30 protein-coding genes and 1 tRNA gene are annotated in these 22503 nt (G+C 61.3%); 17 read left to right on the top strand and 14 right to left on the bottom strand.

From position 1 onward, the window contains the following. Positions 1–61: 61 nt before the first annotated feature. The 3 genes from rplT to infC form a co-directional block, all read right to left on the bottom strand. Positions 62–466, bottom strand: coding sequence for a 50S ribosomal protein L20 (gene rplT / locus RWJ89_RS13860; RefSeq protein ID WP_003544622.1), 405 nt, complete (start codon positions 464–466; stop codon positions 62–64). A 38-nt stretch (positions 467–504) separates the two neighbouring features. After that, a complete protein-coding gene (gene rpmI / locus RWJ89_RS13855; protein WP_003544621.1) occupies positions 505–708 on the bottom strand; it encodes a 50S ribosomal protein L35 in 204 nt (67 codons plus the stop codon). A 311-nt stretch (positions 709–1019) separates the two neighbouring features. Then, positions 1020–1556, bottom strand: coding sequence for a translation initiation factor IF-3 (gene infC, locus RWJ89_RS13850; RefSeq protein ID WP_072640862.1), 537 nt, complete (start codon positions 1554–1556; stop codon positions 1020–1022). A 177-nt stretch (positions 1557–1733) separates the two neighbouring features. On the opposite strand from infC, the gene RWJ89_RS13845 reads away from it, so the two are divergent. After that, positions 1734–2573 carry an alpha/beta hydrolase gene (locus RWJ89_RS13845; protein ID WP_025396749.1) on the top strand — a complete coding sequence of 280 codons (840 nt, stop codon included), beginning with the start codon at positions 1734–1736 and terminating at the stop codon, positions 2571–2573. 165 nt (positions 2574–2738) lie between these two features. After that, positions 2739–3338, top strand: coding sequence for a transglutaminase-like cysteine peptidase (locus tag RWJ89_RS13840; RefSeq protein ID WP_316031032.1), 600 nt, complete (start codon positions 2739–2741; stop codon positions 3336–3338). Positions 3339–3785: 447 nt separating this feature from the next. On the opposite strand, the gene mbfA is transcribed toward RWJ89_RS13840, so the two are convergent. After that, positions 3786–4769 (bottom strand): iron exporter MbfA, encoded by a 984-nt coding sequence (gene mbfA, locus RWJ89_RS13835; RefSeq protein WP_316031031.1) that lies wholly within the window; start codon positions 4767–4769, stop codon positions 3786–3788. A 171-nt stretch (positions 4770–4940) separates the two neighbouring features. Between mbfA and RWJ89_RS13830 the strand changes: the two genes are divergently transcribed. Next, on the top strand, positions 4941–5408 hold the full coding sequence (locus RWJ89_RS13830) for a group III truncated hemoglobin (RefSeq protein ID WP_020052469.1): 468 nt from the start codon (positions 4941–4943) through the stop codon (positions 5406–5408). Between the two features lie 6 nt (positions 5409–5414). Here RWJ89_RS13830 and RWJ89_RS13825 read toward each other — a convergent pair whose 3' ends face one another. The 3 genes from RWJ89_RS13825 to RWJ89_RS13815 form a co-directional block, all read right to left on the bottom strand. Then, positions 5415–6323, bottom strand: coding sequence for an EamA family transporter (locus RWJ89_RS13825; protein WP_131639998.1), 909 nt, complete (start codon positions 6321–6323; stop codon positions 5415–5417). A 72-nt stretch (positions 6324–6395) separates the two neighbouring features. Beyond that, complete coding sequence (gene recX / locus RWJ89_RS13820) at positions 6396–6971, bottom strand: recombination regulator RecX (RefSeq protein WP_131639999.1); 576 nt, start codon at positions 6969–6971, stop codon at positions 6396–6398. 9 nt (positions 6972–6980) lie between these two features. Next, positions 6981–8006: a histone deacetylase family protein gene (locus tag RWJ89_RS13815; RefSeq protein ID WP_222037363.1), complete on the bottom strand. Its 1026-nt coding sequence runs from the start codon at positions 8004–8006 to the stop codon at positions 6981–6983. A gap of 133 nt (positions 8007–8139) precedes the next feature. On the opposite strand from RWJ89_RS13815, the gene RWJ89_RS13810 reads away from it, so the two are divergent. Next, on the top strand, positions 8140–8751 hold the full coding sequence (locus tag RWJ89_RS13810; protein WP_316031030.1) for an HAD family hydrolase: 612 nt from the start codon (positions 8140–8142) through the stop codon (positions 8749–8751). Between the two features lie 15 nt (positions 8752–8766). On the opposite strand, the gene RWJ89_RS13805 is transcribed toward RWJ89_RS13810, so the two are convergent. Both RWJ89_RS13805 and RWJ89_RS13800 read right to left on the bottom strand, forming a co-directional pair. Next, positions 8767–9285: a GNAT family N-acetyltransferase gene (locus RWJ89_RS13805; protein WP_132610969.1), complete on the bottom strand. Its 519-nt coding sequence runs from the start codon at positions 9283–9285 to the stop codon at positions 8767–8769. Positions 9286–9309: 24 nt separating this feature from the next. Further along, positions 9310–9876 (bottom strand): helix-turn-helix domain-containing protein, encoded by a 567-nt coding sequence (locus RWJ89_RS13800; RefSeq protein WP_316031029.1) that lies wholly within the window; start codon positions 9874–9876, stop codon positions 9310–9312. Positions 9877–10013: 137 nt separating this feature from the next. Here RWJ89_RS13800 and tenA point away from each other — a divergent pair, with 137 nt between their 5' ends. From tenA to RWJ89_RS13775, 5 genes are all read left to right on the top strand, one after another. Then, positions 10014–10712: a thiaminase II gene (gene tenA, locus RWJ89_RS13795; protein WP_168328993.1), complete on the top strand. Its 699-nt coding sequence runs from the start codon at positions 10014–10016 to the stop codon at positions 10710–10712. Between the two features lie 76 nt (positions 10713–10788). Further along, positions 10789–12621 carry a translation elongation factor 4 gene (lepA, locus tag RWJ89_RS13790; protein WP_168306280.1) on the top strand — a complete coding sequence of 611 codons (1833 nt, stop codon included), beginning with the start codon at positions 10789–10791 and terminating at the stop codon, positions 12619–12621. Between the two features lie 58 nt (positions 12622–12679). Continuing rightward, entirely contained in the window at positions 12680–12910 is a 231-nt protein-coding gene (locus RWJ89_RS13785; RefSeq protein WP_131666811.1) for a type II toxin-antitoxin system CcdA family antitoxin, read from the top strand. A gap of 191 nt (positions 12911–13101) precedes the next feature. After that, positions 13102–13332 (top strand): type II toxin-antitoxin system CcdA family antitoxin, encoded by a 231-nt coding sequence (locus tag RWJ89_RS13780; RefSeq protein ID WP_131666812.1) that lies wholly within the window; start codon positions 13102–13104, stop codon positions 13330–13332. Further along, a complete protein-coding gene (locus tag RWJ89_RS13775; protein WP_112905724.1) occupies positions 13332–13631 on the top strand; it encodes a CcdB family protein in 300 nt (99 codons plus the stop codon). Before RWJ89_RS13780 ends, RWJ89_RS13775 begins: the two co-directional genes overlap by 1 nt. Positions 13632–13633: 2 nt before the next feature. Here RWJ89_RS13775 and RWJ89_RS13770 read toward each other — a convergent pair whose 3' ends face one another. The 3 genes from RWJ89_RS13770 to RWJ89_RS13760 form a co-directional block, all read right to left on the bottom strand. Continuing rightward, positions 13634–14086 carry a GFA family protein gene (locus RWJ89_RS13770; protein WP_131666813.1) on the bottom strand — a complete coding sequence of 151 codons (453 nt, stop codon included), beginning with the start codon at positions 14084–14086 and terminating at the stop codon, positions 13634–13636. Positions 14087–14175: 89 nt separating this feature from the next. Then, on the bottom strand, positions 14176–14724 hold the full coding sequence (locus RWJ89_RS13765) for a sugar O-acetyltransferase (protein WP_131666814.1): 549 nt from the start codon (positions 14722–14724) through the stop codon (positions 14176–14178). 11 nt (positions 14725–14735) lie between these two features. Next, positions 14736–15473 carry a type 1 glutamine amidotransferase gene (locus RWJ89_RS13760; RefSeq protein ID WP_131666815.1) on the bottom strand — a complete coding sequence of 246 codons (738 nt, stop codon included), beginning with the start codon at positions 15471–15473 and terminating at the stop codon, positions 14736–14738. Between the two features lie 128 nt (positions 15474–15601). Here RWJ89_RS13760 and RWJ89_RS13755 point away from each other — a divergent pair, with 128 nt between their 5' ends. Further along, positions 15602–15895: a SelT/SelW/SelH family protein gene (locus tag RWJ89_RS13755; RefSeq protein ID WP_131666816.1), complete on the top strand. Its 294-nt coding sequence runs from the start codon at positions 15602–15604 to the stop codon at positions 15893–15895. 4 nt (positions 15896–15899) lie between these two features. Here RWJ89_RS13755 and RWJ89_RS13750 read toward each other — a convergent pair whose 3' ends face one another. After that, positions 15900–16322 (bottom strand): BA14K family protein, encoded by a 423-nt coding sequence (locus RWJ89_RS13750; protein ID WP_131666817.1) that lies wholly within the window; start codon positions 16320–16322, stop codon positions 15900–15902. A gap of 168 nt (positions 16323–16490) precedes the next feature. Between RWJ89_RS13750 and RWJ89_RS13745 the strand changes: the two genes are divergently transcribed. Beyond that, a tRNA-Leu gene (locus RWJ89_RS13745) sits at positions 16491–16577 on the top strand. A 138-nt stretch (positions 16578–16715) separates the two neighbouring features. Here the strand turns inward: RWJ89_RS13745 and RWJ89_RS13740 are convergent. Continuing rightward, positions 16716–16922, bottom strand: coding sequence for a hypothetical protein (locus RWJ89_RS13740; protein ID WP_206105953.1), 207 nt, complete (start codon positions 16920–16922; stop codon positions 16716–16718). On the opposite strand from RWJ89_RS13740, the gene RWJ89_RS13735 reads away from it, so the two are divergent. The 6 genes from RWJ89_RS13735 (at position 16873) to RWJ89_RS13710 (ending at position 22485) form a co-directional block, all read left to right on the top strand. After that, positions 16873–17124, top strand: a complete 252-nt coding sequence (locus RWJ89_RS13735) for a poly(hydroxyalkanoate) granule-associated protein (protein WP_316031063.1) — start codon at positions 16873–16875, stop codon at positions 17122–17124. The genes RWJ89_RS13740 and RWJ89_RS13735 overlap by 50 nt on opposite strands. A 517-nt stretch (positions 17125–17641) precedes the next feature. Continuing rightward, positions 17642–18415, top strand: coding sequence for a glucose-1-phosphate cytidylyltransferase (gene rfbF, locus RWJ89_RS13730; RefSeq protein ID WP_020052449.1), 774 nt, complete (start codon positions 17642–17644; stop codon positions 18413–18415). Then, entirely contained in the window at positions 18406–19470 is a 1065-nt protein-coding gene (rfbG, locus tag RWJ89_RS13725; protein ID WP_131666835.1) for a CDP-glucose 4,6-dehydratase, read from the top strand. Before rfbF ends, rfbG begins: the two co-directional genes overlap by 10 nt. After that, positions 19467–20702 carry a class I SAM-dependent methyltransferase gene (locus RWJ89_RS13720; RefSeq protein WP_168283174.1) on the top strand — a complete coding sequence of 412 codons (1236 nt, stop codon included), beginning with the start codon at positions 19467–19469 and terminating at the stop codon, positions 20700–20702. Before rfbG ends, RWJ89_RS13720 begins: the two co-directional genes overlap by 4 nt. Beyond that, positions 20699–21241: a dTDP-4-dehydrorhamnose 3,5-epimerase gene (gene rfbC, locus RWJ89_RS13715; protein ID WP_168283175.1), complete on the top strand. Its 543-nt coding sequence runs from the start codon at positions 20699–20701 to the stop codon at positions 21239–21241. Before RWJ89_RS13720 ends, rfbC begins: the two co-directional genes overlap by 4 nt. Then, a complete protein-coding gene (locus tag RWJ89_RS13710; RefSeq protein WP_020052445.1) occupies positions 21238–22485 on the top strand; it encodes a glycosyltransferase family 2 protein in 1248 nt (415 codons plus the stop codon). Before rfbC ends, RWJ89_RS13710 begins: the two co-directional genes overlap by 4 nt. Positions 22486–22503: the final 18 nt, after the last annotated feature.

Below are 22503 nucleotides of genomic sequence, written 5' to 3'. Positions count from 1 at the left end.
CGCTAGCCCAAACCAGCGCGGGTTTCCCAAATCATAAATTCAAAAGCTTGGGAAGCGCTGGTTACTTGACCGCGCCTTCAAACTCGTTCGCCGTGCCGGCTTCCTTGAGGTATTCAAGAGCCTTCTTGGCAGCGCTGACAAGCGCGCCGAATGCTTCCGGCTCGTGGATCGCCATGTCGGAGAGAACCTTGCGGTCGACTTCGATGCCAGCCTTGTTCAGGCCGTCGATGAAGCGGCCGTAGGTCAGGCCGAATTCACGCACAGCGGCGTTGATGCGCTGGATCCAAAGCGCACGGAAGTTGCGCTTGTTGACCTTGCGGTCGCGGTAGGCGTACTGCTTCGAACGATCGACAGCAGCCTTGGCGGTACGGATGGTGTTCTTACGGCGGCCGTAAAAGCCCTTTGCGGCCTTCAGAACCTTCTTGTGCTTGGCGTGAGAGGTGACGCCTCTTTTTACACGTGCCATATCATGATCTCCTTAAATCTAGCGTTCGCGGACGAGTCTCAGAGACCGTTCGGCAGGTAATTCTTGATAACCTTGCGGCCATCCGGTTCTGCGAGAACCATGGTGCCACGTGCATCGCGAATGAACTTGTTGGAACGCTTGATCATGCCATGGCGCTTGCCGGCAGCGGCAGCCTTGACCTTGCCGGTTGCGGTGATCTTGAACCGCTTCTTGGCAGAGGACTTCGTCTTCATCTTGGGCATTTTGCTACTCCTTCTGTCCTCCCTGCGCGCTTTATCAAAAAAGCCCTTCTCGCGAAGTCCGGTTCTCCGGCCGTCGCAACAAGGTGCGGGAGCGTTTGTTGTTGATCTGCGGCATCGGCGACGAACCGTTCCGCAAGCATTCGAAACTGCCACGGCATGCCCTGCCGGTCAGTTCGGACGCGCGCTTATAACCGCAGCGTCATGAAAGTGCAACGGGGCGGCGGAGGAATCTTCGCTGCTCCCAAAATACAGTGACAGAAAGCACAAAAGCCGCCCTTGCGGACGGCCCTGGGCGAAAAACTGCCTGGCGCTTATTTCGGCGCCAGCACCATCATCATCTGGCGGCCTTCGAGCTTGGGCTCGGCTTCGACCTTGGCGAACTCGATCGTATCGGCCTTGACCTGCTGCAGAAGCTTCATGCCGAGTTCCTGGTGGGCCATTTCACGGCCGCGGAACTTCAGCGTCACCTTGACCTTGTCGCCTTCGTCGAAAAAGCGACCCATCGCCTTCATCTTCACCTCATAATCATGGGTGTCGATGTTCGGGCGCATCTTGATTTCTTTAACTTCGACGATCTTCTGCTTCTTGCGCGCCTCGGCAGCCTTCTTCTGGTTGGCATATTTCAGCTTGCCCAGATCGAGGATCTTGCACACCGGCGGTTCGACATTGGGGGAAATTTCGACGAGATCGAGGCCGGCTTCTTCCGCCATTTTCAAAGCCTGGTCGGTGGGCACGATGCCGACATTCTGTCCATCAGCTCCGATCAGCTGAACTTTGGGAATGCGGATTTCACGGTTCGAGCGCGGTCCGTCCTTCACGGGCGCATCGGTTTTAAAAGGTCTGCGAATGGTCGTATTCTCCTCGCGTTGTTTTCGGAACGTTGCAGCCTCGCGCTCCCGATCAGGGGCACAAACGTGTCGCGTCATCGCTGCAACGGAGTCAATATCATCCTTTAGCGGAAAAATCACCCGCTGTCAGCCTGCCAAGAATCTGTTTTATAGGCCAAAACAACAGGAGTTTCGCCGATGTCCGATCAGATGCCCGATTCCGCGCCGCAGTTCCTGACGGTCGGCGAGGGCGAGGCGGCGCGTGAGATCGCCATGCTCGTCCGCCCGGCGCAAGCCGGCAATGGCGCGCCGACGCTTGTCTGGCTGTCCGGCTACCGCTCCGACATGAGCGGCACCAAGGCGGTTGAACTCGATGGGCTGGCGGCGGAGCTTGGGCTCGCCTGCATCCGCCTCGACTATTCCGGCCACGGACTTTCCGGCGGCAGCTTCGGCGACGGCACGATCTCGCGCTGGCTGGAGGAGGCGCTTGCCGTCATCCGCCATGTCGCGCCCGATCGGGTGATCCTCGTCGGCTCGTCGATGGGCGGCTGGATCGCGCTCAGGCTGGCGCAGGAGCTTGCGCGGCAGGGCGGCGTGACGCTCGAAGGCCCAAAGCTCGAAGGGATGGTGCTGATCGCACCCGCCCCCGATTTCACCTCGGAGCTGATCGAGCCGAACCTCAAGGCGAAAGAGCGCAAATCGCTGGCCGAGCGCGGCTATTTCGAAGAGCGTTCGCAATATAGCCCGGAACCCAACATCTATACGCGGGCGCTGATCGAGGACGGCCGAAAGAACCGGGTGCTCGACGGCATCATCGAAACCGGCTGCCCGGTGCACATTCTCCAGGGCATGAAAGACGCCGACGTGCCGCATGCGCATGCGATGAAACTGGTCGAACATCTTCCCGCCGACGACGTTGTGCTGACCTTCGTCCGCGACGGCGACCACCGCCTTTCCCGCCCCGGCGATATCGCGCTTCTCCTGAGTGCCGTCAAAGGCATCATCCGTTCATCAACAAATAGGCAGATGCCCGCTTGAACGGCAGAGGCGAATAAATTCGCCTGATGCAGGTCCCCCAACCCGTTGCATTTTAACCATATCGGCGGGTCGTAAGGTCCTCCCAAGAAGTAACGATTGACTCTTTTGGGCCCTCTCCATTAACACTTTGTTAATAAATAAGGGCGATGCAAGGAAAGAGCGGGCGTGCGGATCAAGGGTATCTTTGTGGCCATGATGGCCATGTTTGCGATGGCGACGGCCGCCATACCAGCCCCCAGCAGAAATGCTTCCATGGTGACAGGCAATGCCACCTCACAGCCGATCGGGCACTATGATTTCTGTCAGATTCACCGCATTGAATGCGGCGCAAATCGCAACGCCGGCCCCGTTGCCATGACCCCGGGGAAGTGGTCGCTGGTGCGTTCGCTCAACGCCACGGTCAACCGCACGATCACGCCGATGACCGACAAGGAAATCTACGGCAAGGATGAGGTCTGGGCCTATCCGACCACCGTCGGCGACTGCGAGGATTTCGCGCTGCTGAAGCGCCGCATGCTGATCCAGCGCGGCTTTCCGGCTGCCGATCTGCTGATGACCGTCGTGCGCAAGCCGGATGGTGAAGGCCATGCCGTGCTGACGTTGCGCACCGCCGAGGGCGATTTCGTGCTCGACAACCTCGCCGCCGACGTCAAGCCCTGGTTCGGGACCCCCTATTCCTTCGTCAAGCGCCAGTCGAGCTACAATGCCGGCCGCTGGGTCACCATCGAAAACGGCCGCGACGTCCTGGTCGGCGCGCTGCGGTAGGGGTTGCAATAGAGAATTTGGAAAAGGCCGGCGATTTTGCCGGCCTTTTTATTTTTGGGCGGTTCTTTATACAGGGAGGGCTGCCTTTCGCTTACGCTCAAGGCGTTCGTCGCTTACGCTCCTCACCCCCCTCATCTGCCCTGACGGGCATCTTCTCCCCGCTGGGGAGAAGGGGGAGCAATCCGCACGGGTGTCATTCCCAGACCAATGCCGCAAGGGGAACGAGGCGCCGCCACGAATCCGCTTCTCCCCAGCGGGGAGAAGATGCCGGCAGGCAGATGAGGGGGTGAGCGGCGAAGCCGCGAGTGCACTGAGCGCAAGCGAAGACAAGGAGCGCTTTGATGCCGAGGATGACGCACCGTCTCCCGGCCCTTCGCTTTGGCTCAGGGCGTTCGTCGCTGCAATCGATTCACTGGATCGATTGCTCGGGCTGTGCCCGACTGCAACTCACCCATTGCCGATCAGGATACCCGCTCCGAGCACCAGGCCGCCGCCCAGCACCACCTGGAAGGCGGCGCGCAGGAAGGGGGTTTCCATGTAGCGGTTCTGGATGAAGGCGATAGCCCAGAGTTCGAAGAAGACGACGATGGCGGCGGTGATCGTCGCCGTCCAGAAATGCGGGATCAGATAGGGCAGTGCGTGGCCGAGGCCGCCGAGCGCCGTCATGATGCCGCAGGCAAGGCCGCGTTTGACCGGCGAGCCTCTGCCGGAGATCTTGCCATCGTCATGGGCGGCCTCGGTGAAGCCCATCGAGATGCCGGCGCCGACGGAGGCCGAAAGACCGACGAGAAAGGTCTGCCAGGTATCCTGCGTGGCGAAGGCGGCGGCGAAGATCGGCGCCAGCGTCGAGACCGAGCCGTCCATCAGCCCGGCAAGACCCGGTTGCACGTACGTCAGCACGAATTGCCGATGCACCGTCGCGTCCTCGTCATGCTTGACGTCTTCGGGCGTATGTTTGTTGCCCAGTATGCGGGCGATATCCTCATGCCCCTGTTCGGCAAGGGCGAGATCGCCGAGAAGCTCACGCGTCGAGGCGTCCGAGGTTCGTTTTGCCGCCTCGACATAGAAACGATAGGCCTGCTCCTCCATCGCCTCGGTTTCTTCCCGCATCGCACCCAATGAAAGGTTTGCCCTGAGCCAGTCGGGCTTGCGCTCGTAGAAGCCCTGCACATGCTCGCGCCGGATCAGCGGGATGCGCTCGCCGAAACGCTGGCGATGGATCTCGATCAGCGATTTGCGATGCGTATCCTCGACCTCGGCCATATCCTCGAAGACCTTGGCCGAGGCGGGGAATTCGCGGCGCAGCCTGTCGGCATAGGCAAGATAGATGCGGGCATCGTCTTCCTCGGAAGCAATCGCCAGGGCTAGAATCTCCTGCTCGGACAGCGACTCGAAAGATCGTTTCGAGGATCTGAAAAATCGCGCCAGCATGATTTTCTCCAAGATTTAGAATTATTCTAAATCTAAAGAACGTGGTGATAGCGGTCAAGTGTGCGTGCAAGCCAACTGACAGATTGCCGCAAGCGGCACGGAGGACTTTGGCACGCTGCGATAAACACCTATATGGGAGGGCGCCGCATCACGCGGCGCCGGGGTTTTGGAATGGATAATGAGATTCAGGGCCGCCCTGCCCATGTCGCGGCGATCCGCGAAAGGGCGGAGGCGGAGATGCGGGAGATGGGCGTCGACGCAGCCTTCATCGACAGGCTGGTCGAGACCTTTTACGGGCGCGTGCTGACGCATCCCGATCTCGGCCCGGTGTTCGACGCCAGGTTGTCCGGCCGCTGGCCGGAGCATATGGCGAAGATGAAGAGCTTCTGGTCGGCCGTCGCCTTCCGCAGCGGCGCCTATGGCGGCAAGCCGGTGCAGGCGCACACGGGTGTCCAGAACCTGACGCCCGATCTCTTTCCGAAATGGCTGTCGCTGTTTGCCGCGACGCTCGACGATATCGCCCCAACGCCGGAAGCCAAGGCGTGGTTCATGGCAACGGCGGAGCGGATCGCCAAAAGCCTGACACTGTCGCTCTTCTACAATCCGGCACTCGACGATCCCGCGCGGAAACTCGCCTAAGAAATCTTAGGCCTTTTCCGCCGAGGCGGTGGCGCCGGCGCTGGCCGCCACGACGAGCGCCGTTCCCAGCATCTGCAGCGCGGTCATCGGCTGGGCGAGGATCAGAAAACCGGCGAGAGCGCCGAGCGCCGGTTCGAGGCTCATCAGGATGCCGAAGGATGCCGACGGCATGCGCCGCAGCGCCACCATCTCCAGCGCATAGGGCAAAAGCGGCACGAGGATGGCAAGGCCGAGAACTTCGACCAGTCCCTTCAGCGTGAAGGCGCCCCCTGTCTCGGCAAGACCGAAGGGAGTTGCGACGAGGCCGGCGACGATCAGCGACATCGACAGGCCTTCCAGCCCCTTGAAGGCAGCGCCGACCTTCTTCGTCAGCAGGATATACACCGCCCATCCCACAGCCGAGCCGAGGGCGAAGAGGACACCAGGGAGATTGCCGACCCAGCCTTCGCCGTCATGGGCGAGGAAGAGAATGCCGGCCGCAGCGATCAATGGCCATGTGAGCCGCCAGGTCAGGCCATAACCGAAGACGGCGACCGAGAGCGGCCCGAGGAAATCAATGGCGATCGCCAGTCCGAGCGGCAGCCGCTGGATCGCCGCGAAGAAACACAGCGTCATGGCAGCCGTCGTCGTTCCGAGCAGCAATGTCGCCCGCCATTGGGCGCCGCTATAACGCAGCACCGAAGGCCTGACGATAGCGGCAAGGATGATCGCCGCGAAAGCAAGCCGCAGCCAAGTGGCGCCGGCAACGCCATAAGTCGCAATGGCTGACGAAGATAGTGCCGCGCCGAACTGGATCGACGACATCGACATCAGGCACATCACGACACCGGCCGCCAAGCCGCCCGAAGCCGGCGATACACCCGGCTGCGCGATCAAGGCTGCGCCGTCCGTGTTCTCGAAGTTCTTGATATCCATGTGGCCCCCGATCCTGGCTCGGTTCTAGGCCGAAGACGTGTGAGAACCAAATTCAATCTTTTCATGCCGGGATCAAGAGCGCTGATGCTGAAGCGCCAAGGATCGGCCGGCAAGGATGATCTCTTCGGCGTCTTCGAAGCTCATGTCGAAGACCTTCCTGCCGATGTCGAAGCTGAAGCCGTTGCGGGCAAAAGCCGAGAGCTCTTTCGCCTTTCGCTTTTCGTCAAGCTCGACCCGGCGGAAGGGACCGAAGGCGCGCTTGCGGGCGAATATCGCTGCGGCATAGAGATCGTCAGCCTCTTCAAGTGCTGCCTCGACCCTGTCGCTGGAGACGCCCTTGGCAGCAAGCTTCTGGGCGATCGCGCGCTTCGATTTACCGCCGCGCACGGCAGAGCGCGTGCTGATCTCCGCATAGGCGCTGTCGTCGAGCACTTTGTTATCATAGGCAAATTTGACCGCGAAATCGGCAACGGCCTTCAGTTGTGCCGGGCTGATACCTTCGAATTTCTCCTTCGCCTTGCGGGTGATGGCGTCAAAGAGCTGCTTTTCCGTCATCATCCGCCGCTCGAGGCGATAGATAGCGGAATTGCGCGCCCAGCTCAGCATGCGTGATGTCGGGATATCGGATGGAACGGTCTCGTCGGTCATCGGCGGTGATCAGGCTTCCAGACCCTTGAGGACATTGGCAACGTTGAGGCCGATCTCCGGCACACCGTAGCCCCCCTCCATGCAGGCGAGCACCGGCAGCCCGGACGCTGATATCATCGCGCCCATGCGGGTGAAATCGTCGGAGGTGAGGCTGAAGAAGGAGATCGGATCGCGCTCGAAGGTATCGACGCCGAGCGCCAGGACGATCGCCTCGGCGCCGAAGGTCTTGATGCGGGCCAGTGCATCGGCAAGGGCCGAAGACCAGATATCCCAAGCCGTGTCCGGCGGCATCGGATAGTTGCGGTTGGCGCCGGCACCCTCCCCCTCGCCTTCCTCGTCGGCATGGCCGAGGAAATAGGGAAAGGCGTGCATAGGATCGCCATGCAGCGAGGCGGTGAAGACATCGCCTCTGTGATAGAAGAGATCCTGCGTGCCGTTGCCATGATGGAAATCGACATCCAGCACCGCGACTTTCCTCGCACCATGATCGAGCAGCCGCTGTGCGGCGACGCCCGAATTGTTGATGAAGCAATAGCCGCCGAAGAGATCGATGCCGGCATGGTGGCCGGGCGGGCGGCAGAGCGCGAAGGCGAAACGATTGTCTTCTGCCAGCCAGTCGGCGCCGCTGACGGCACAGCGCATGGAAGCGATCGCTGCCTCGTAGGAACCCTTGGTGATCGAGGTGTCGGCGGCATTGGCATAGTGGCCGATCGCACCGACGATATTGTCGGGCACGCGCTGGCTGGTGCGGCGAACGGCGAAGGAATTGGAGATCGCCTCGCCGGTAAAACCGGCCGCTACCCAGCGGTCCCAGACGGTGGCGAGAAAGTCCAGATAGGCGGGATCATGCACTTTTCGCGCCGTTCCCAACCCGTGCGCATCCGGTGCCACCACGTCGGTAAAGCCCGCCTCCTTGACCGCCGCGAGGATCCATTCGGCGCGGAACGGCGCCTCGAAGGGCGTCACCAGCTGGCCGGCGTGCAGCTCGGTCCTGGCATCGCGCAGCTTGTGATCTTCGGAATAGATGACGCGCATTTCAGATCCTGTCCTTGATTGACAATGGAGATTTACACGGCTCGGCCCTGACAAAAAAGCGGCGCGGGCCCTTGATCGTCTGGAATAATGACGCCACCTTCGCCGGTGTTTTGAGAACGAGGAAATTTTCCGCATGAAAGTGCTGATGGTCGATGTCGACGGCGTGCTCGTTCATGGTCGCCCGACTGATGGCCTGCCTCTCTTCACCTATCTGGAGCGCGATCTCGGCCTGCGCCTCGACCTGCTGCAGCAGGAATTCTTCCGGACGCACTGGGGCGATATCATCATCGGCCGCGAGGCACTGGAGCCGAAGCTCGCCGGCGTTCTCGTAAAGATCGCGCCCCACCTCAGCGCCGAAGCACTGATCGATTACTGGTTCGAGAACGATTCGCGCCTCGATCTCAATCTGCTGGAAGAACTCGCGCCTCTCAGGCAAAGCGGCATCACTCTCTTGCTGGCGACCAACCAGGAACATAGGCGGGCACGCTACCTTATGGAGCAGATCGGCCTTAACGCACATTTCGACGACATCATCTATTCCGCAGCACTCGGGCACAGCAAACCTTCGCCCGACTTCTTCCGGCTGGCGACCGAACGGGCCGGCGTGCTGCCCGGCGAGATCGCCTTCATCGACGATATGGCGGTAAATATCGAAGCGGCGCGGCAGTTCGGCTGGAACGCCGCGCAATGGACGGCGGGCGCGACGCTTGGCGGCGCGTTTCCGGTCTTCGCCAGGCCGGCCTGAGCGGGGCCGGCGCAATCAGGCGAGCCGCTTGTAGAACAGCGTGGTGGCGCAGAAGCCGCCTTCCGGCCACAGCGCATAATCCGGAATGACGCCGACGCGCTGCCAGCCCAGGCGCGGATAGATCGCCTCGGCATCGCTGCCGGTTGCCGTGTCGAGCACGAGCAGGGTCTTGCCGCGGCTTGCCGCCTCGCGCTCGGCGGCATCCATCAGCAGCCGCGCGAGCCCCTTGCCGCGGGCGGAGCGATGCACCAGCAACTTCTTCAGATCGCCGCGATGCGGCTGGTTCGGCATCTGCGCGGCACCCACCTGCACCGTGCCGACGATCCTGCCGTCGAGTTCTGCGACCAGCAGCAGATTGCCGCCGGTGGCAACGGCATCGGCGACATCGCGCCAATAGGGCTCGGCATCTTCAGGCCCATAGGGCTGCATGAAGCCGACGGAGGCGCCGCCCGCGACGCAATCAACAAGCACTTCCGATAGAGCCGGAATGGCGGCGCGGGCCTCCTCGACGGAAAGGGTACGAATAGCGGGCATGCTGTTCTCCTGAAATGAAAGCTGTTATCGGCCGCCGCGATCGAGCACGACGCAGTAACGCGCCGGCGCGTGGCCCGGATTGTGGAAGACGTGACCCTCTCCGACCGGCATGAAGAGGCAATCGCCCGGGCGCAGCCGGTAGACGATCTCAGCCGCCGTCATCTCCAGCTCGCCGTCGAACAGCCAGATATGCTGCGTCATGCCATGGGCGCTGGCATGCGGGGGGAAGCTGACGCGGGCGCCAGGGGGGAATTCGACCTCGACGATATCGACATCGGAAGCCGTGCCCGGGGGTGAAACAGAGCGTCTGAGATAACCGGTCTCCGGATCGCGCCAGACCTGCTGTTCCTGCCGACGGGCGAGCGGCGAGGCCCGCCCCTCCTCCGCAAAGAAGGCCGACAGCGACAGGCCGAGCGCGGCGCAGATCCTTGCCAGCAGCGAGGCGGTCGGGCTCGCCTCCGCCCGCTCGATGCGCGAGATCATCGCCCGGCTGACGCCGGAGGCCGCAGCAAGATCATCAAGCGTTAGAGCCTTTTCCTGCCGCAGCGTGCGGATGCGGATACCGATCGCCTGTTCGAGTTCCGGTTCCATTTTCCCGCTCCATGATTCCACTATAAGAGAAATACATTATCCGATGATGGAATCAAGGGCTACGAAAAGCGGCCAAACGCGCCTTGCTTTCGCCGCTGCGCCGTCCATATATGGCGGCGTAATCCGAGGAGAGAGTGATGGACGCCAGCACACAGAGCACGGACACGACGGGAAGCTTCACGGCTGCCGCCTGGGACAGGATCGCGCCGATCATGGCTGAAATCGAGGCGTTGCCGCTGCTGCAGCGGCTTTCGGACGGCACGCTGCCGCCGGAGGTCTTCCGGCATTACATCTTGCAGGATGCGCTCTATCTGAAGCATTATGCGCGATGCCTTGCGATCGTCGCGGCCAAGGCGCCCGACAATGCGCAGGTCCTGCGCTTCCTCGGTTCGGCGCAGAAGGCAATCACCGTCGAGCAGGGGCTGCATGCCGGCTTCCTCACCCAGTTCGGCATCACCTCCGCCGATGTCACATCAGCTGAGCCCTCGCCTGCCGGCTTTGCCTATACGAACTTCCTGCTTGCCACCGCCTATCACAGCTCCTACGCGGTGGCGCTGTCCTCGATCCTTCCCTGCTTCTGGATCTACTGGCATGTCGGCGAAGCGATCAAGAACCGGTCTGTTATCGAAGGCAATGCCTTCCAGGCCTGGATCAACACCTATGGCGATCCGCAATTTGCTGCCGGTGCCCGCGAAGTGATCGCGTTGACCGACATCGCCGCCCGCGCCGCGTCGCCGGTTGAGCGCGCGCAAATGACCGATGTCTTCGTACGCGCCTCGCAATATGAATGGATGTTCTGGGATTCGGCCTGGCGGCAGGAGACGTGGCCGGTCTGATACGCGTCCGACACAGGACGAAATAGCGTAAACAGCGGGATAATTACCGCTTTGCGGCAGGGGGCGGCGCTGCTATATGGCGCGCATGAGCACCAATTCCACCACTCCGCTGTCCCATATCCGCAACTTTTCGATCGTGGCCCATATCGACCACGGCAAATCGACACTGGCCGACCGCCTGATCCAAACGACGGGCGGCCTTGCCGAGCGCGAAATGTCCGAGCAGGTGCTCGACAATATGGATATCGAGCGCGAGCGCGGCATCACCATCAAGGCCCAGACCGTGCGCCTGCATTACCAGGCTGATAACGGCGAGAAATACATTCTCAACCTGATCGACACGCCCGGCCACGTCGACTTCGCCTATGAAGTCTCGCGGTCGCTATCGGCCTGCGAGGGCTCGCTGCTCGTCGTCGATGCCAGCCAGGGCGTCGAAGCGCAGACGCTCGCCAACGTCTACCAGGCGATCGACAACAATCACGAGATCGTCACCGTCCTCAACAAGATCGACCTGCCGGCCGCCGAACCCGACCGCATCAAGGAACAGATCGAGGAAGTGATCGGCATCGACGCTTCGGAGGCGGTGCTGATCTCGGCAAAGACCGGCCTCGGCATTCCCGACGTGCTGGAAGCGATCGTCCACAAGCTGCCGGCGCCGAAGAGCCCCGGCGGCGAGAAGGCGCCACTGAAGGCGCTGCTCGTTGACAGCTGGTACGACGCCTATCTCGGAGTCATGGTTCTCGTCCGCGTCATCGACGGCGTGCTGACCAAGGGCCAGACGGTGCGGATGATGGGCACCGATGCGAAATACCAGGTGGAGCGCGTCGGCGTGCTGACGCCGAAGATGGTCAATATCGACCGCCTCGGCCCCGGCGAGATCGGCTTCATCACTGCTTCGATCAAGGAAGTGGCCGATACCCGCGTCGGCGACACGATCACCGAGGATAAGCGGCCGACAGCGCAAGCGCTGCCGGGCTTCAAGCCGGCCCAGCCGGTTGTGTTCTGCGGCCTCTTCCCGGTCGATGCCGCCGATTTCGAGGATCTGCGCGCCGCCATGGGCAAGCTTCGCCTCAACGACGCCTCCTTCTCCTTCGAAATGGAATCGTCGGCGGCCCTCGGCTTCGGCTTCCGCTGCGGCTTCCTCGGCCTGCTGCATCTCGAAATCATCCAGGAACGGCTGGAGCGCGAGTTCGACCTCGACCTCATCGCCACCGCACCTTCCGTCGTCTACAAAATGTACATGACCGACGGCACGGAGCGCGAGCTGCACAACCCGGCCGACATGCCCGATGTCGTCAAGATCTCGGAAATCCACGAGCCGTGGATCCGCGCGACGATCCTGACGCCCGACGACTATCTCGGCGGCATCCTGAAGCTCTGCCAGGACCGGCGCGGCATCCAGATCGAGCTCACCTATGTCGGCACGCGCGCAATGCTGACCTACGACCTGCCGCTCAACGAAGTCGTCTTCGATTTCTACGACCGGCTGAAGTCGATCTCGAAGGGTTATGCCTCCTTCGACTATACGCTGACCGACCACCGCGAGGGCAACCTCGTGAAGATGTCGATCCTCGTCAATGGCGAACCGGTCGACGCGCTGTCGATGATGGTGCACCGGACGGCGGCCGAAAAGCGTGGCCGCGACATGTGCGAGAAGCTCAAGGAGCTGATCCCGAAGCACATGTTCAAGATCCCGATCCAGGCGGCGATCGGCGGCAACGTCATTGCCCGCGAGACGATCTCGGCGCTGCGCAAGGACGTGACCGCGAAATGCTACGGCGGCGATGCCACCCGCAAGCGCAAGCTGCTCGACAAGCAGAAGGCCGGCAAGAAGCGCATGCGCCAGTTCGGCAAGGTGGAGATTCCCCAGGAAGCCTTCATCGCAGCGCTGAAGATGGGCGACGAATAACGCTTCTCAACGTCATCTTATGCGCATATCATCTGCGCATAAGATTGAGGAGATTGTTATGGCTCAGCAGACGAGAACAGCAGCGAACCTGTCTCTTGACGAAGGTCTCGTCTCCCAGGCGCGCGAGCTCCAGATCAACATATCCCGGGCGGCGGAGGACGGTATTGCAAAGGCCATAAAGGCGGAGCGCGAGCGGCTTTGGCGTAGCGAGAACGCCGAGGCTATCCGTCTGGGAAACGAATATGTTGAAAAGCACGGCTTGCCCTTCGCCAAATACCGTCAGTTTTAGAGCGTTTCAACGTTCACGGAAGCGCAAGCTGCTGCACAGGTAGAGGGCCGGCAAGAAGCACCTGCGCCAGTTCGGCAAGATGGAGATCCCGCAGGTGGCCATCATCGCAGTGTCCAAGATGGGCGACGAATACCGCTTCTCAACGGCATCTTATGCGCATACGATGTGTGCATAAGAGCATGGAGATCGTTATGGCTCAGCAGACGAGAAAAGCAGCAAACCTATCTCTTGACGAAGGCCTCGTCTCCCAGGCGCGCGAGCTCCAGATCAATATATCCCGGGCGGCGGAGGACGGCATCGCAAAGGCCATAAAGGTGGAGCGAGAGCGGCTTTGGCGCATCGAGAACGCTGAGGCTATTGCCGCTTCCAATGCCTATGTCGAAAAGCACGGTCTGCCGTTTCAGAAATATCGACAGTTCTGATGGCTCGGTTTCATGTTTACAATCTCATGCATACCGACGCGCTCGCCCTTGATCTGCAGTCCGACTTGCTTGGTGAGCTGACAACGCGGACCATGGCGCCGATGCTTCCATTAGAAGCACTTCCCAAAATCATGCGTCAGCTCAATCCACAATTCGTGATTAATGACCTGCCCTATGTGATGGCTACCCAATTCACCGGCGCAATTTCCGTAAAGGAGATTGGAGGCGTGGTGGCAGATCTTACCGCCGACAGCGATCGCATTATCGCTGCCGTCGACTTTCTCTTCCAGGGCTTCTGAGATCAACTCCGCGCCATATACTCCTTCACCAGCCCCTCATAGGCCTCCATCTCCGGCAGCGCCGTGTAGCTGTATACCGCGCCGGTCTCCGCAAAGGACAGCTTCTCGCTCGTCCAGGTCTCGATGAAGGGCGTAAACCAGCTGGGGTCGTCGAGCATAGTCGCGCGCAGATTGACGAACCAGTCCATACCTTCCGGCCGGGTGAACATCCAGCTCATGCAATGCGGGCAGAAATAATGCTTCGTGACGCCATGCAGCCCGCCGATGACAGGCTCGCCTTGTGTCACCTCGAAGCCTTCGCTGGGGATCGCCGCACTCAGCGAATAGGCGCTTGATGTCATCTTCTGGCAGCCCGTGCAATGGCAGGCCATGGTGAGCAGCGGCGGGGCGCTGATCTTCAATCGCACCCGGCCGCAACGGCAACCGCCTTCCATCGGTAAATTCAGTTCGCTCATGATTCCCTCCCGTTTTGCCCTCTCATCTAGCGGAATGATCGCTGCTGTCGAGATGGCAAGATCATTGCGGAATGGCGGCTTTGCCGCCGTTAGCGGATGCGGGCCGGATTGCCGACCACGGTTGCGCCGGCCGGCACATCCCTGGTCACCACCGCGCCGGCGCCGACGATCGCACCGTCGCCGATGGTGACGCCGCCGAGGATGATGGCGCTGCCGCCGATCCAGACATCGCTGCCGATGCTGACCGGCCGGGCGATCTCCATGCCGGTGCTGCGACGTGCCGGATCCTTGTGATGCTCGGCGCAATAGATCTGCACCCCGGGGCCGAACATGCTGCGGTCGCCGATGCTCACGCGGCCGGAATCGAGGATGGTGCAGCCGGCATTGAGATAGACGCGTTCGCCGAGAACGATATTGATACCGTAGGAACAGTGAAACGGCGCCTCGATGAAGACATCGAATGCTGCCTGCGCAAACAGCGCCCTCAGGGCCGGCGCGACGGCGCCACGCTCGTCCGGCGGCAGCGTGTTATGCGCGTGGACGGCTAAGCGCGCCTGCCGGCGCAAGAGATCGAGTTCGTCATCGAGGCAGCAGTACCATTCGCCTGCCGCCATTTTCTCGCGTTCGCTTGCCGGCATCGCCTCAGCCCTCACGCCGAGGCCCGCGACAACATCGCGACCTCTTGCCTCTCGATCAGGCTGACCCAGGCGCGCGCGATGGCAAGGCCTGCGGCATCGGCGGCACCGGCGTGCCTTGCGGCCAGCTCGGCATGGTTCTCCAGCCAGCCCGGCGCGATGCGCGCGATCGTATCGGGAAATTCGGCCTTCCATTGCGCGACGACCGTTGAATTGGCCTCGAAATGGAACTGGGTGCCATAGACGGCGCGGCCGATGCGGAAGGCCTGGTTCTCAGCGACGGGGCTCGAGGCGAGGCGCACCGCGCCCTCAGGCAGCGAAAACGTATCGGCATGCCATTCGAAGATGGTGAATTCGCCGCCAAGCGCCGACAACAGCGGATCGGTCCGGCCATCGGCGGTGACGCCGATCCCGTGCCAGCCGAATTCGCGGGCAATTCCTAAGTGATTGTCGGCGCCGTAAGCGCGGGCGAGGATCTGGCTGCCGAGGCAGATGCCGAGCACCGCCTTGCCGGCATCGCCGAAGCGGCGCGTGAGCCGGACGAGTTCCGGCAGATAGGGGTGGGATTCATCATCCAGCGCGCTCTGCTCGCCGCCAAGAACGACCAGCGCGTCATGGCCCGATATGTCTAACGGCAGGATGCCGTCCTGCCATACCCGAAACCACTCGATCTCCGCTCCCGCCTCGTCGAGCGCTGCGGCAAGCGCGCCGAGGCCGGTATTCCGCATGTTTTCGATGACTGCGACGCGCATAGGCTCTTCCTGATATGACGACCACGGGAAAAGACCATGGCGCAGCGCGGCGTGCAAGACGCTTATGCGAGGGCGATTGCGCCCGCACGCCACAGGGCTTAAATCTCAGCAAACGAAAGGACATTGCCATGACCGAGAAAGCCCGCGTCACGATCCTCTACTGCACCCAATGCAACTGGCTGCTGCGCGCCAGCTGGATGGCGCAGGAGCTGCTGCACACCTTTTCCGACAGCCTCGGTGAAGTGGCGCTGATCCCTGCCACCGGCGGCAATTTCGAGATCCGCGTCAATGGCGACCTGATCTGGGAGCGCAAGCGCGACGGCGGCTTTCCCGGGCCGAAGGAGCTGAAACAGCGGGTCCGCGACATCGTCGAGCCCGGCCGCGATCTCGGCCATGTCGACCGCGCCGCGCTCGAAAGCTGACAGCTCAGCGGTAGGGCGAGCGGCAGGTCTTGTAGATGCCCTCATAGGTGAGGAAACGATCCGTCCTCGGATTGTAGGAACGGTACTCGTTGCTGCACCAGGCGGCATGGCTGTTCATATCGCGCGCCTTCGGCTGCACCCTTTGCACCGGCGGCGGATCATAGGTCAGCTGCGGTCGGCCGGCAGCCCCCGGCTGGTAATAAGTCGGCCCGGTCGCGCCGCGCGGACGGTAGTTCGGCTGGACATAGGCGGGGCGATGCCATTGCTGCGGCCCGAAACCGAAGCAGCCGCGAAAGTCGCAGAGCGTCGAGCCCGTGTTCAGCGGCCCAACCCCCGGCTTGCCGAGCTTTAGCGAATCAGCACCGGCGATGGCGGGCGTGAGAACGGCGAGAAGGCCGGCGAGCAGAAGCGTTCGAGCAGCGGGCATGAGGCATTCCTTTCGATATTTCCTTTATATAGGGCGTGACCACCGAAGCGCTATGCCCGCCTCGGGCCACTCCCGCCCATGTGATCGGCTGCTTTCTCGCCAACTGTCAGAAAAACTTCAAAAACCCAGTTGACAGTCAGGAGCCACCCCCTTACATCGCTCTCCGTCGCCCAGATGGCGGAATTGGTAGACGCGCCAGCTTCAGGTGCTGGTACCCGAAAGGGTGTGGAGGTTCGAGTCCTCTTCTGGGCACCATTCCATTCTTGATCGCTACCAAGATCAAGGAGTTAAGCCTTTCCAACCAAGTTGTACATTGGTGCCTTGTAGCAAAGGCCAGCCACGATGCACTTGAGTGCTTGTTCACTCGATAGCTCCCAAGAACTATCCGAATCCTCATTTCTGGACGCTTATTTCCACCGCTGGAGATTGCTGGCCTCCATTGACTCCCTCACTCCAAAATGTGAACATATAGCGAACATAATGGAGTCTTGCGATGATCCGATACGCCACGTCCGCAGCCGGCAACCCCCAGCCACCAAAGGCGCGCGAGGTGTCAGCCGCCGAAACGGCCGTTGAAATGCCGCGCACCAAACCGGTCATTGAGGTAGCTTCCGCCGGCGCGGTGCCTGCTGCCTACCCGCTGCTGCCCAGCTCCGAGGCAGACGAGCTCGGCTCCGACACTCTGCCGAAGACCACCAAGCGACCACGCCGTGCGGCAACAAAACGTAAGCCTAAGGTCGCCGAGGCAGACGATGCTTCACTCCAGCTCAGTCTAGAGACGCCAAGGTATGGCGGCGCGTAGAGAACTCCCACCATAATCTATATAGCACTTCGGAATCCCGAAATTGGTTGGGGGCCTGAAATCATTGGATGTTTCTCGGCGGCGACAGCCCGCGAAAGGCGGCGAATTTCGGGATCCCGAAGCGGGGGAATTTCGGGATTCCGAAGTGGGATTTTTTTCTTCGGGCCGAAGCGCCGGGCCTTTACCGGGGGTAATCGGCCGGCAGTATCCGACGTTTTCCTATCAGGATCGACCGCGTCTGGTCGGATCAATTGCGCCCGCTTGGCGCTCCTCGTAAAGCTGCAGGGACGTGCCTTCGGCCAAACGGGATGTCCCGAACGGCGAGCCTGTTCCATTGCTCAACGCACGGCCTGCGAAACGCGCGGCTGCCCGTTCCGATACCACCGCAAGCCTCGCACAAGAACGAAATCGGATACCGGGGCAAGGATGAACATACGGCCGTTCCGCCTGTAAAGAGCCCGGGGTGGCTCTGAGGGTGGTCGGGAAACCTGACTAGACACTCTGGAGTTCGCTTGGGATGAAAGTCGTAATTCTCGCCGGTGGCCTCGGCTCTCGTCTTGCCGAGGAAACCAGTATCCGACCCAAGCCTCTGGTCGAAATCGGCGGCATGCCGATCCTCTGGCACATCATGAGCATCTATGCTCATCACGGGCTCAATGATTTTATCATCTGCGCCGGCTACAAGGGCTATATGATCAAGGAATATTTCGTAAACCTTGTTCTGCACCACAACGACATCACCGTCGACCTCGCCTCCAACAGCATCAATTATCACGGCGGCACACGACCGAACTGGCGCGTGACCGTGGTCGATACCGGGATGTATTCGATGACTGGCGGCCGCCTCGGGCGCGTTCGCGACCATCTCACTCCCGGCGAGCCCTTCTGCTTGACCTATGGCGACGGCGTCGGCGACGTCGATATCGCCGCCGAGGTCGCGTTCCATCGCAGCCATGGCCTCAAGGCAACGATGTGCGCGGTGACGCCTCCCGGCCGATTCGGCGCTACCAATATCGAAAACAATGTGGTGACCGCCTTCATCGAGAAACCGAAGGGTGATGGTCAGCGCATCAATGGCGGCTTCTTCGTTCTTGACCCCTCGGTCATTGACCTCATTGGCGGAGACGAGACGATCTGGGAGGCGGGCCCGCTGGAATGGCTGGCGACGAACCAGCAGCTCGCCGCTTTCAAGCATGATGGTTTCTGGCAGCCGATGGACACGCTTCGTGAGCGTCACCAACTCGAGGAACTCTGGAGCTCCGGAAAGGCACCGTGGAAGCTATGGGCCTGACGGACTTCTGGAATGGCAGGCGCGTGTTCCTGACGGGACACACTGGATTCAAGGGATCCTGGCTGTCGCTGTGGCTGGAAAAGCTCGGTGCGGAAGTGACGGCGGTCTCGCTCGAACCCGAGACCAATCCCTCGCTCTATGGGCGGCTTGCGCCCTGGCACGGACAGGGCCATCACATTGCCGACATCCGCGACGCGGCGACGTTCAAGCAGCATTTCATCGATTTCGAGCCTGAGATCGTCATCCACATGGCAGCGCAGGCGCTGGTGCGGCGCTCCTATGAAAACCCGACCGAAACCTTCGCGACCAATGTGATGGGAACGGCTAACGTGCTTGACGCGGTGCGGGAAACGCCCTCGGTCAAGACGGCTCTCGTCGTCACCTCCGACAAGGTCTATGCCAACAACGGCAGCGGCGTTCCCTTCGTCGAGACGGATATGCTGGGCGGCAAGGACCCCTACTCCAACTCCAAGGCCTGCACCGAACTCGTCGTCCAGAGCTACCGCGACAGCTTCTTCAAGGGGCGCGATATCAGGCTTGCGACGGTACGTGCCGGCAATGTCATTGGCGGCGGCGACTGGTCGAAGGACCGGCTGATCCCGGACTTCATCCGCGCCTTCGAAAGCGGCCAGCCGATCCTGCTGCGCTATCCCGAAGCGATCCGCCCCTGGCAGCATGTGCTGGAGCCGCTCGGCGGCTATCTCGCCTTCGCCGAGGCCTTGACACTTGCCGGCGAGCAGGAGCTACCCGAAGCACTCAATTTCGGCCCAGACCCGCAGAGCTTCGCGACAGTCTCCAAACTTGCCGAGGCGCTCGGCCTTGCTCATGGCGTGAACGACGTCTGGAAGCCCGCGCCGGGAAAACATCTTCCGGAAGCGCCTGCCCTTACCTTGAGTTCGGCACTGGCGCTCTCCGCCATCGGCTGGCGTCCGCGCCTCGGCCTGAAGCAGACAATCGACTGGACATCCGCCTGGTACAAGGCCAACCGCGAGGGAGCCGACATGCGCGCCTTCTCGCTCGGGCAGATCGCGGCCTATGAGGAAACAGCATCATGACAGCGCATAATTGCCGGTTCTGCAACACTCCGCTGAAGCATCGTTTCGTGGATCTGGGCTCGACGCCGCTCGCCAATGCCTATCTGACGGAGGAGCAGCTCAAACTGCCCGAGCCCTCCTATCCGCTGCGCGCCTTCGTCTGCTCGGAATGCTGGCTGGTACAGGCCGATGCCTTTGTTCCGCCGGAGGATATCTTCGGCCACTATGCCTATTTCTCCTCCTACAGCGACGGCTGGGTGGAGCATGCCCGCCAGTTTACGATCATGGCGCGCGAGCGCTTCGGCCTCAGCGAGGCATCGCAGGTCATCGAAGTGGCGAGCAATGACGGTTATCTGCTGAAGCATTTCGTCGAAGCCGGCGTGCCGGTGCTCGGCATCGAGCCGGCCGAGAACGTCGCGGAAGTGGCACGGCAGATCGGCGTTCCCACGGAAGCGCGTTTCTTCGGCAAGGAAGCAGCTGCCGATCTCGTCTCCCGCGGGTTTGCCGCCGACATTGTCATCGGCAACAATGTGCTGGCGCACGTGCCTGACATCAACGACTTCGTCGGCGGGCTTTCGGCCGTGCTGAAGCCTGACGGTGTCGTCAGCGTCGAATTCCCGCATTTGCTGCGGCTGATGGAAAACATCCAGTTCGACACTGTCTACCACGAGCATTTCTACTATCTGTCGCTGCTCGCCGTCGAAAAAGTGTTCGCGGCGCACGGCCTCAAGGTGTTTGACGTGGAAGAACTGCCGACCCATGGCGGGAGTCTCCGCGTGCTTGCCTGCCATGCAACGTCCATGGCTCACGCAATCGGCCACGGTCTTGCCAAGGTGCGCACTGAGGAGGCAGCCGCCGGCTTCGATAAGGTCGAGACCTACGAGGCCTTTCAGAGCCGCGTGGCGCCGATCAAGGATGGCCTGCTCGCCTTCCTCGAACAAGCCAAACGTAGCGGCAAGAAGGTCGCCGCCTATGGCGCTGCCGCCAAGGGCAACACGCTGCTGAATTTCTGCGGCGTCGGCACCGATCTCATCGAATACGTCGTCGACCGCAATCCGCACAAGCAGGGGCATTACCTGCCGGGGAGCAAACTGCCGATCTACGCACCGGAGAAGATGGACGAGACGCAGCCGGACTACGTGCTCATCCTGCCCTGGAACATCAAGAATGAGGTCGTTGCGGCCAACAGCAGGATCGGCGCCTGGGGCGGACGCTTCGCCGTTGCCGTGCCGGAACTGACGGTGCTTGGATGAAGTTTCTTCCGACCGCGGTTTCGGGCGCCTTTGTCGTGGAAGTCGACGCGCGCTCCGACGACCGGGGAATGTTCGCACGAACCTTCGACGCGCAGACCTTTGCGGCGCAAGGTCTCGTGCCGGTCTATCCGCAGTGCAACGTCTCGCAGAACCACAGGCGCGGGACGCTGCGCGGCATGCATTACCAGGCCGAGCCGCGACCGGAGATCAAGCTGGTGCGTGCCACGCGCGGCAGGGTATTCGACGTGGCGGTCGATCTGAGGCCGGATTCGTCAAGCTATCTCAAATGGGCCTCTGTCGAGCTCGATGCGATCAGTCACAACGCCTTCTATATACCTGCCGGATGCGCGCACGGCTTCCTGACGCTCGAGGACAACTGCGAGCTCTTTTACCAGATGTCGGAATCCTACGTACCGGAACTTGCCCGTGGCGTCCGCTGGGACGATCCTGCCTTTTCCATCGCCTGGCCGTTCACGCCGAGCGTCATCAGCGAGCGCGACGCCGCGCTTGAGAGCTACAGCCAGGAGACACGCCTTTGAGTGGCATCAAACTCAGCGTCTGCATTCCGACGTACAATCGCGAAGCCTATCTGCGCAGCGCGCTCGACCGCTTCCTGACACATTATAAATTCGATTTCCCCTATGAGGTCGTGATCTCCGACAACGCCTCGACCGACAACACGACGCAGGTCGTGGAGGAATACATCGCCAAGGGCGTCCCGATCAGCTACCACCGGCGGGACACAAATGGCGGATCGCTCGCCAATACGATCTGCGCCTTCCACCAGGCCGTCGGCGAATATGCCATCTATCATGCAGATGACGACTTTCTCGCGCCCGACGGTCTGACAGAAGCCGTCAGCTATATGGACGTCAATCCCGACGTCTCGGTCTGCCAGGCGCCCTGGCATTTTTATGACGAAGTCAACGACAGGGACCTGTCCCAGTTCTACACGATCGAAAAGGAAGTAAAGTTCGCCCAGCGCAGCTTTGTTGAAGTCTTCCAGTTCGTGTGCGAGCGCCACATCTTTCCCGAAATCGGTCTCTACCGGGCTTCGGCGTTGCGCTCTTCCTGGGTTCCCCGCGAATTCTGCTTCTGGGCATTCTCCTATCTCGCGCATTTCCTCGATCAGGGTTCGGTCGTCTTCCTCCCGAAGCCGTTCTACCGATCCGTTGCGGTGTCAAAGATCGCTCCGAACCGGCAGCAGGCCGGCAACGACGACGTCATGACCTCCTGGGACAAGTATCGCGGCGGGCTGGAATACTTCCTGCATATCGCCTCCAAACGGGGCAGCCTAGCCCTTACAGGTGAGTCCCGTCTCGTGTTCGAAGAGCTCTGCAAGGCCTTCACGTTAAACCGCATGTCGGTGGCGATCCGCTTCTGGGCGCAGCGCAAAGATTTTATCAAGGTCTATGAGCTCTACACCCGTATGTCGATCGGCGGCATGCCGAATCATCCGGAAGTCGTGGGCCTGAAGGATCGGCTGCCGTTGATGGTGGCACTGCAGACGCTTGCCTACCATGCCACCGCAACGGCTGGGATCACGCATCTGATGCTATGCGGCGTGGCCGACAAGAAGGCCTTGGAGGATATGCTTTACGAACTCGGGCTTGCTGCCGAGATAAGGGTCGTCTCGGAACCGAAGGTTCACGATCCCGGCCAACTCAAAAGGACGGTCATCTTCCTTTCGAATGCGGCGCGCTATCAGCACTTTGTAGGGCTCGGCTACAAACCAAATCTCATTTTCACTGAACAGGACCTCACCGCGCACGTGATGATCTGACCGGAGCGACCGGCGCGC

This window comes from Rhizobium sp. 10PS4, assembly GCF_032464805.1.
GTDB classification, from domain to species: Bacteria; Pseudomonadota; Alphaproteobacteria; order Rhizobiales; family Rhizobiaceae; genus Rhizobium; species Rhizobium laguerreae.
Note: the sequence above shows the minus strand (reverse complement) of the source record. Positions and strands in the feature narration are given on the sequence as shown.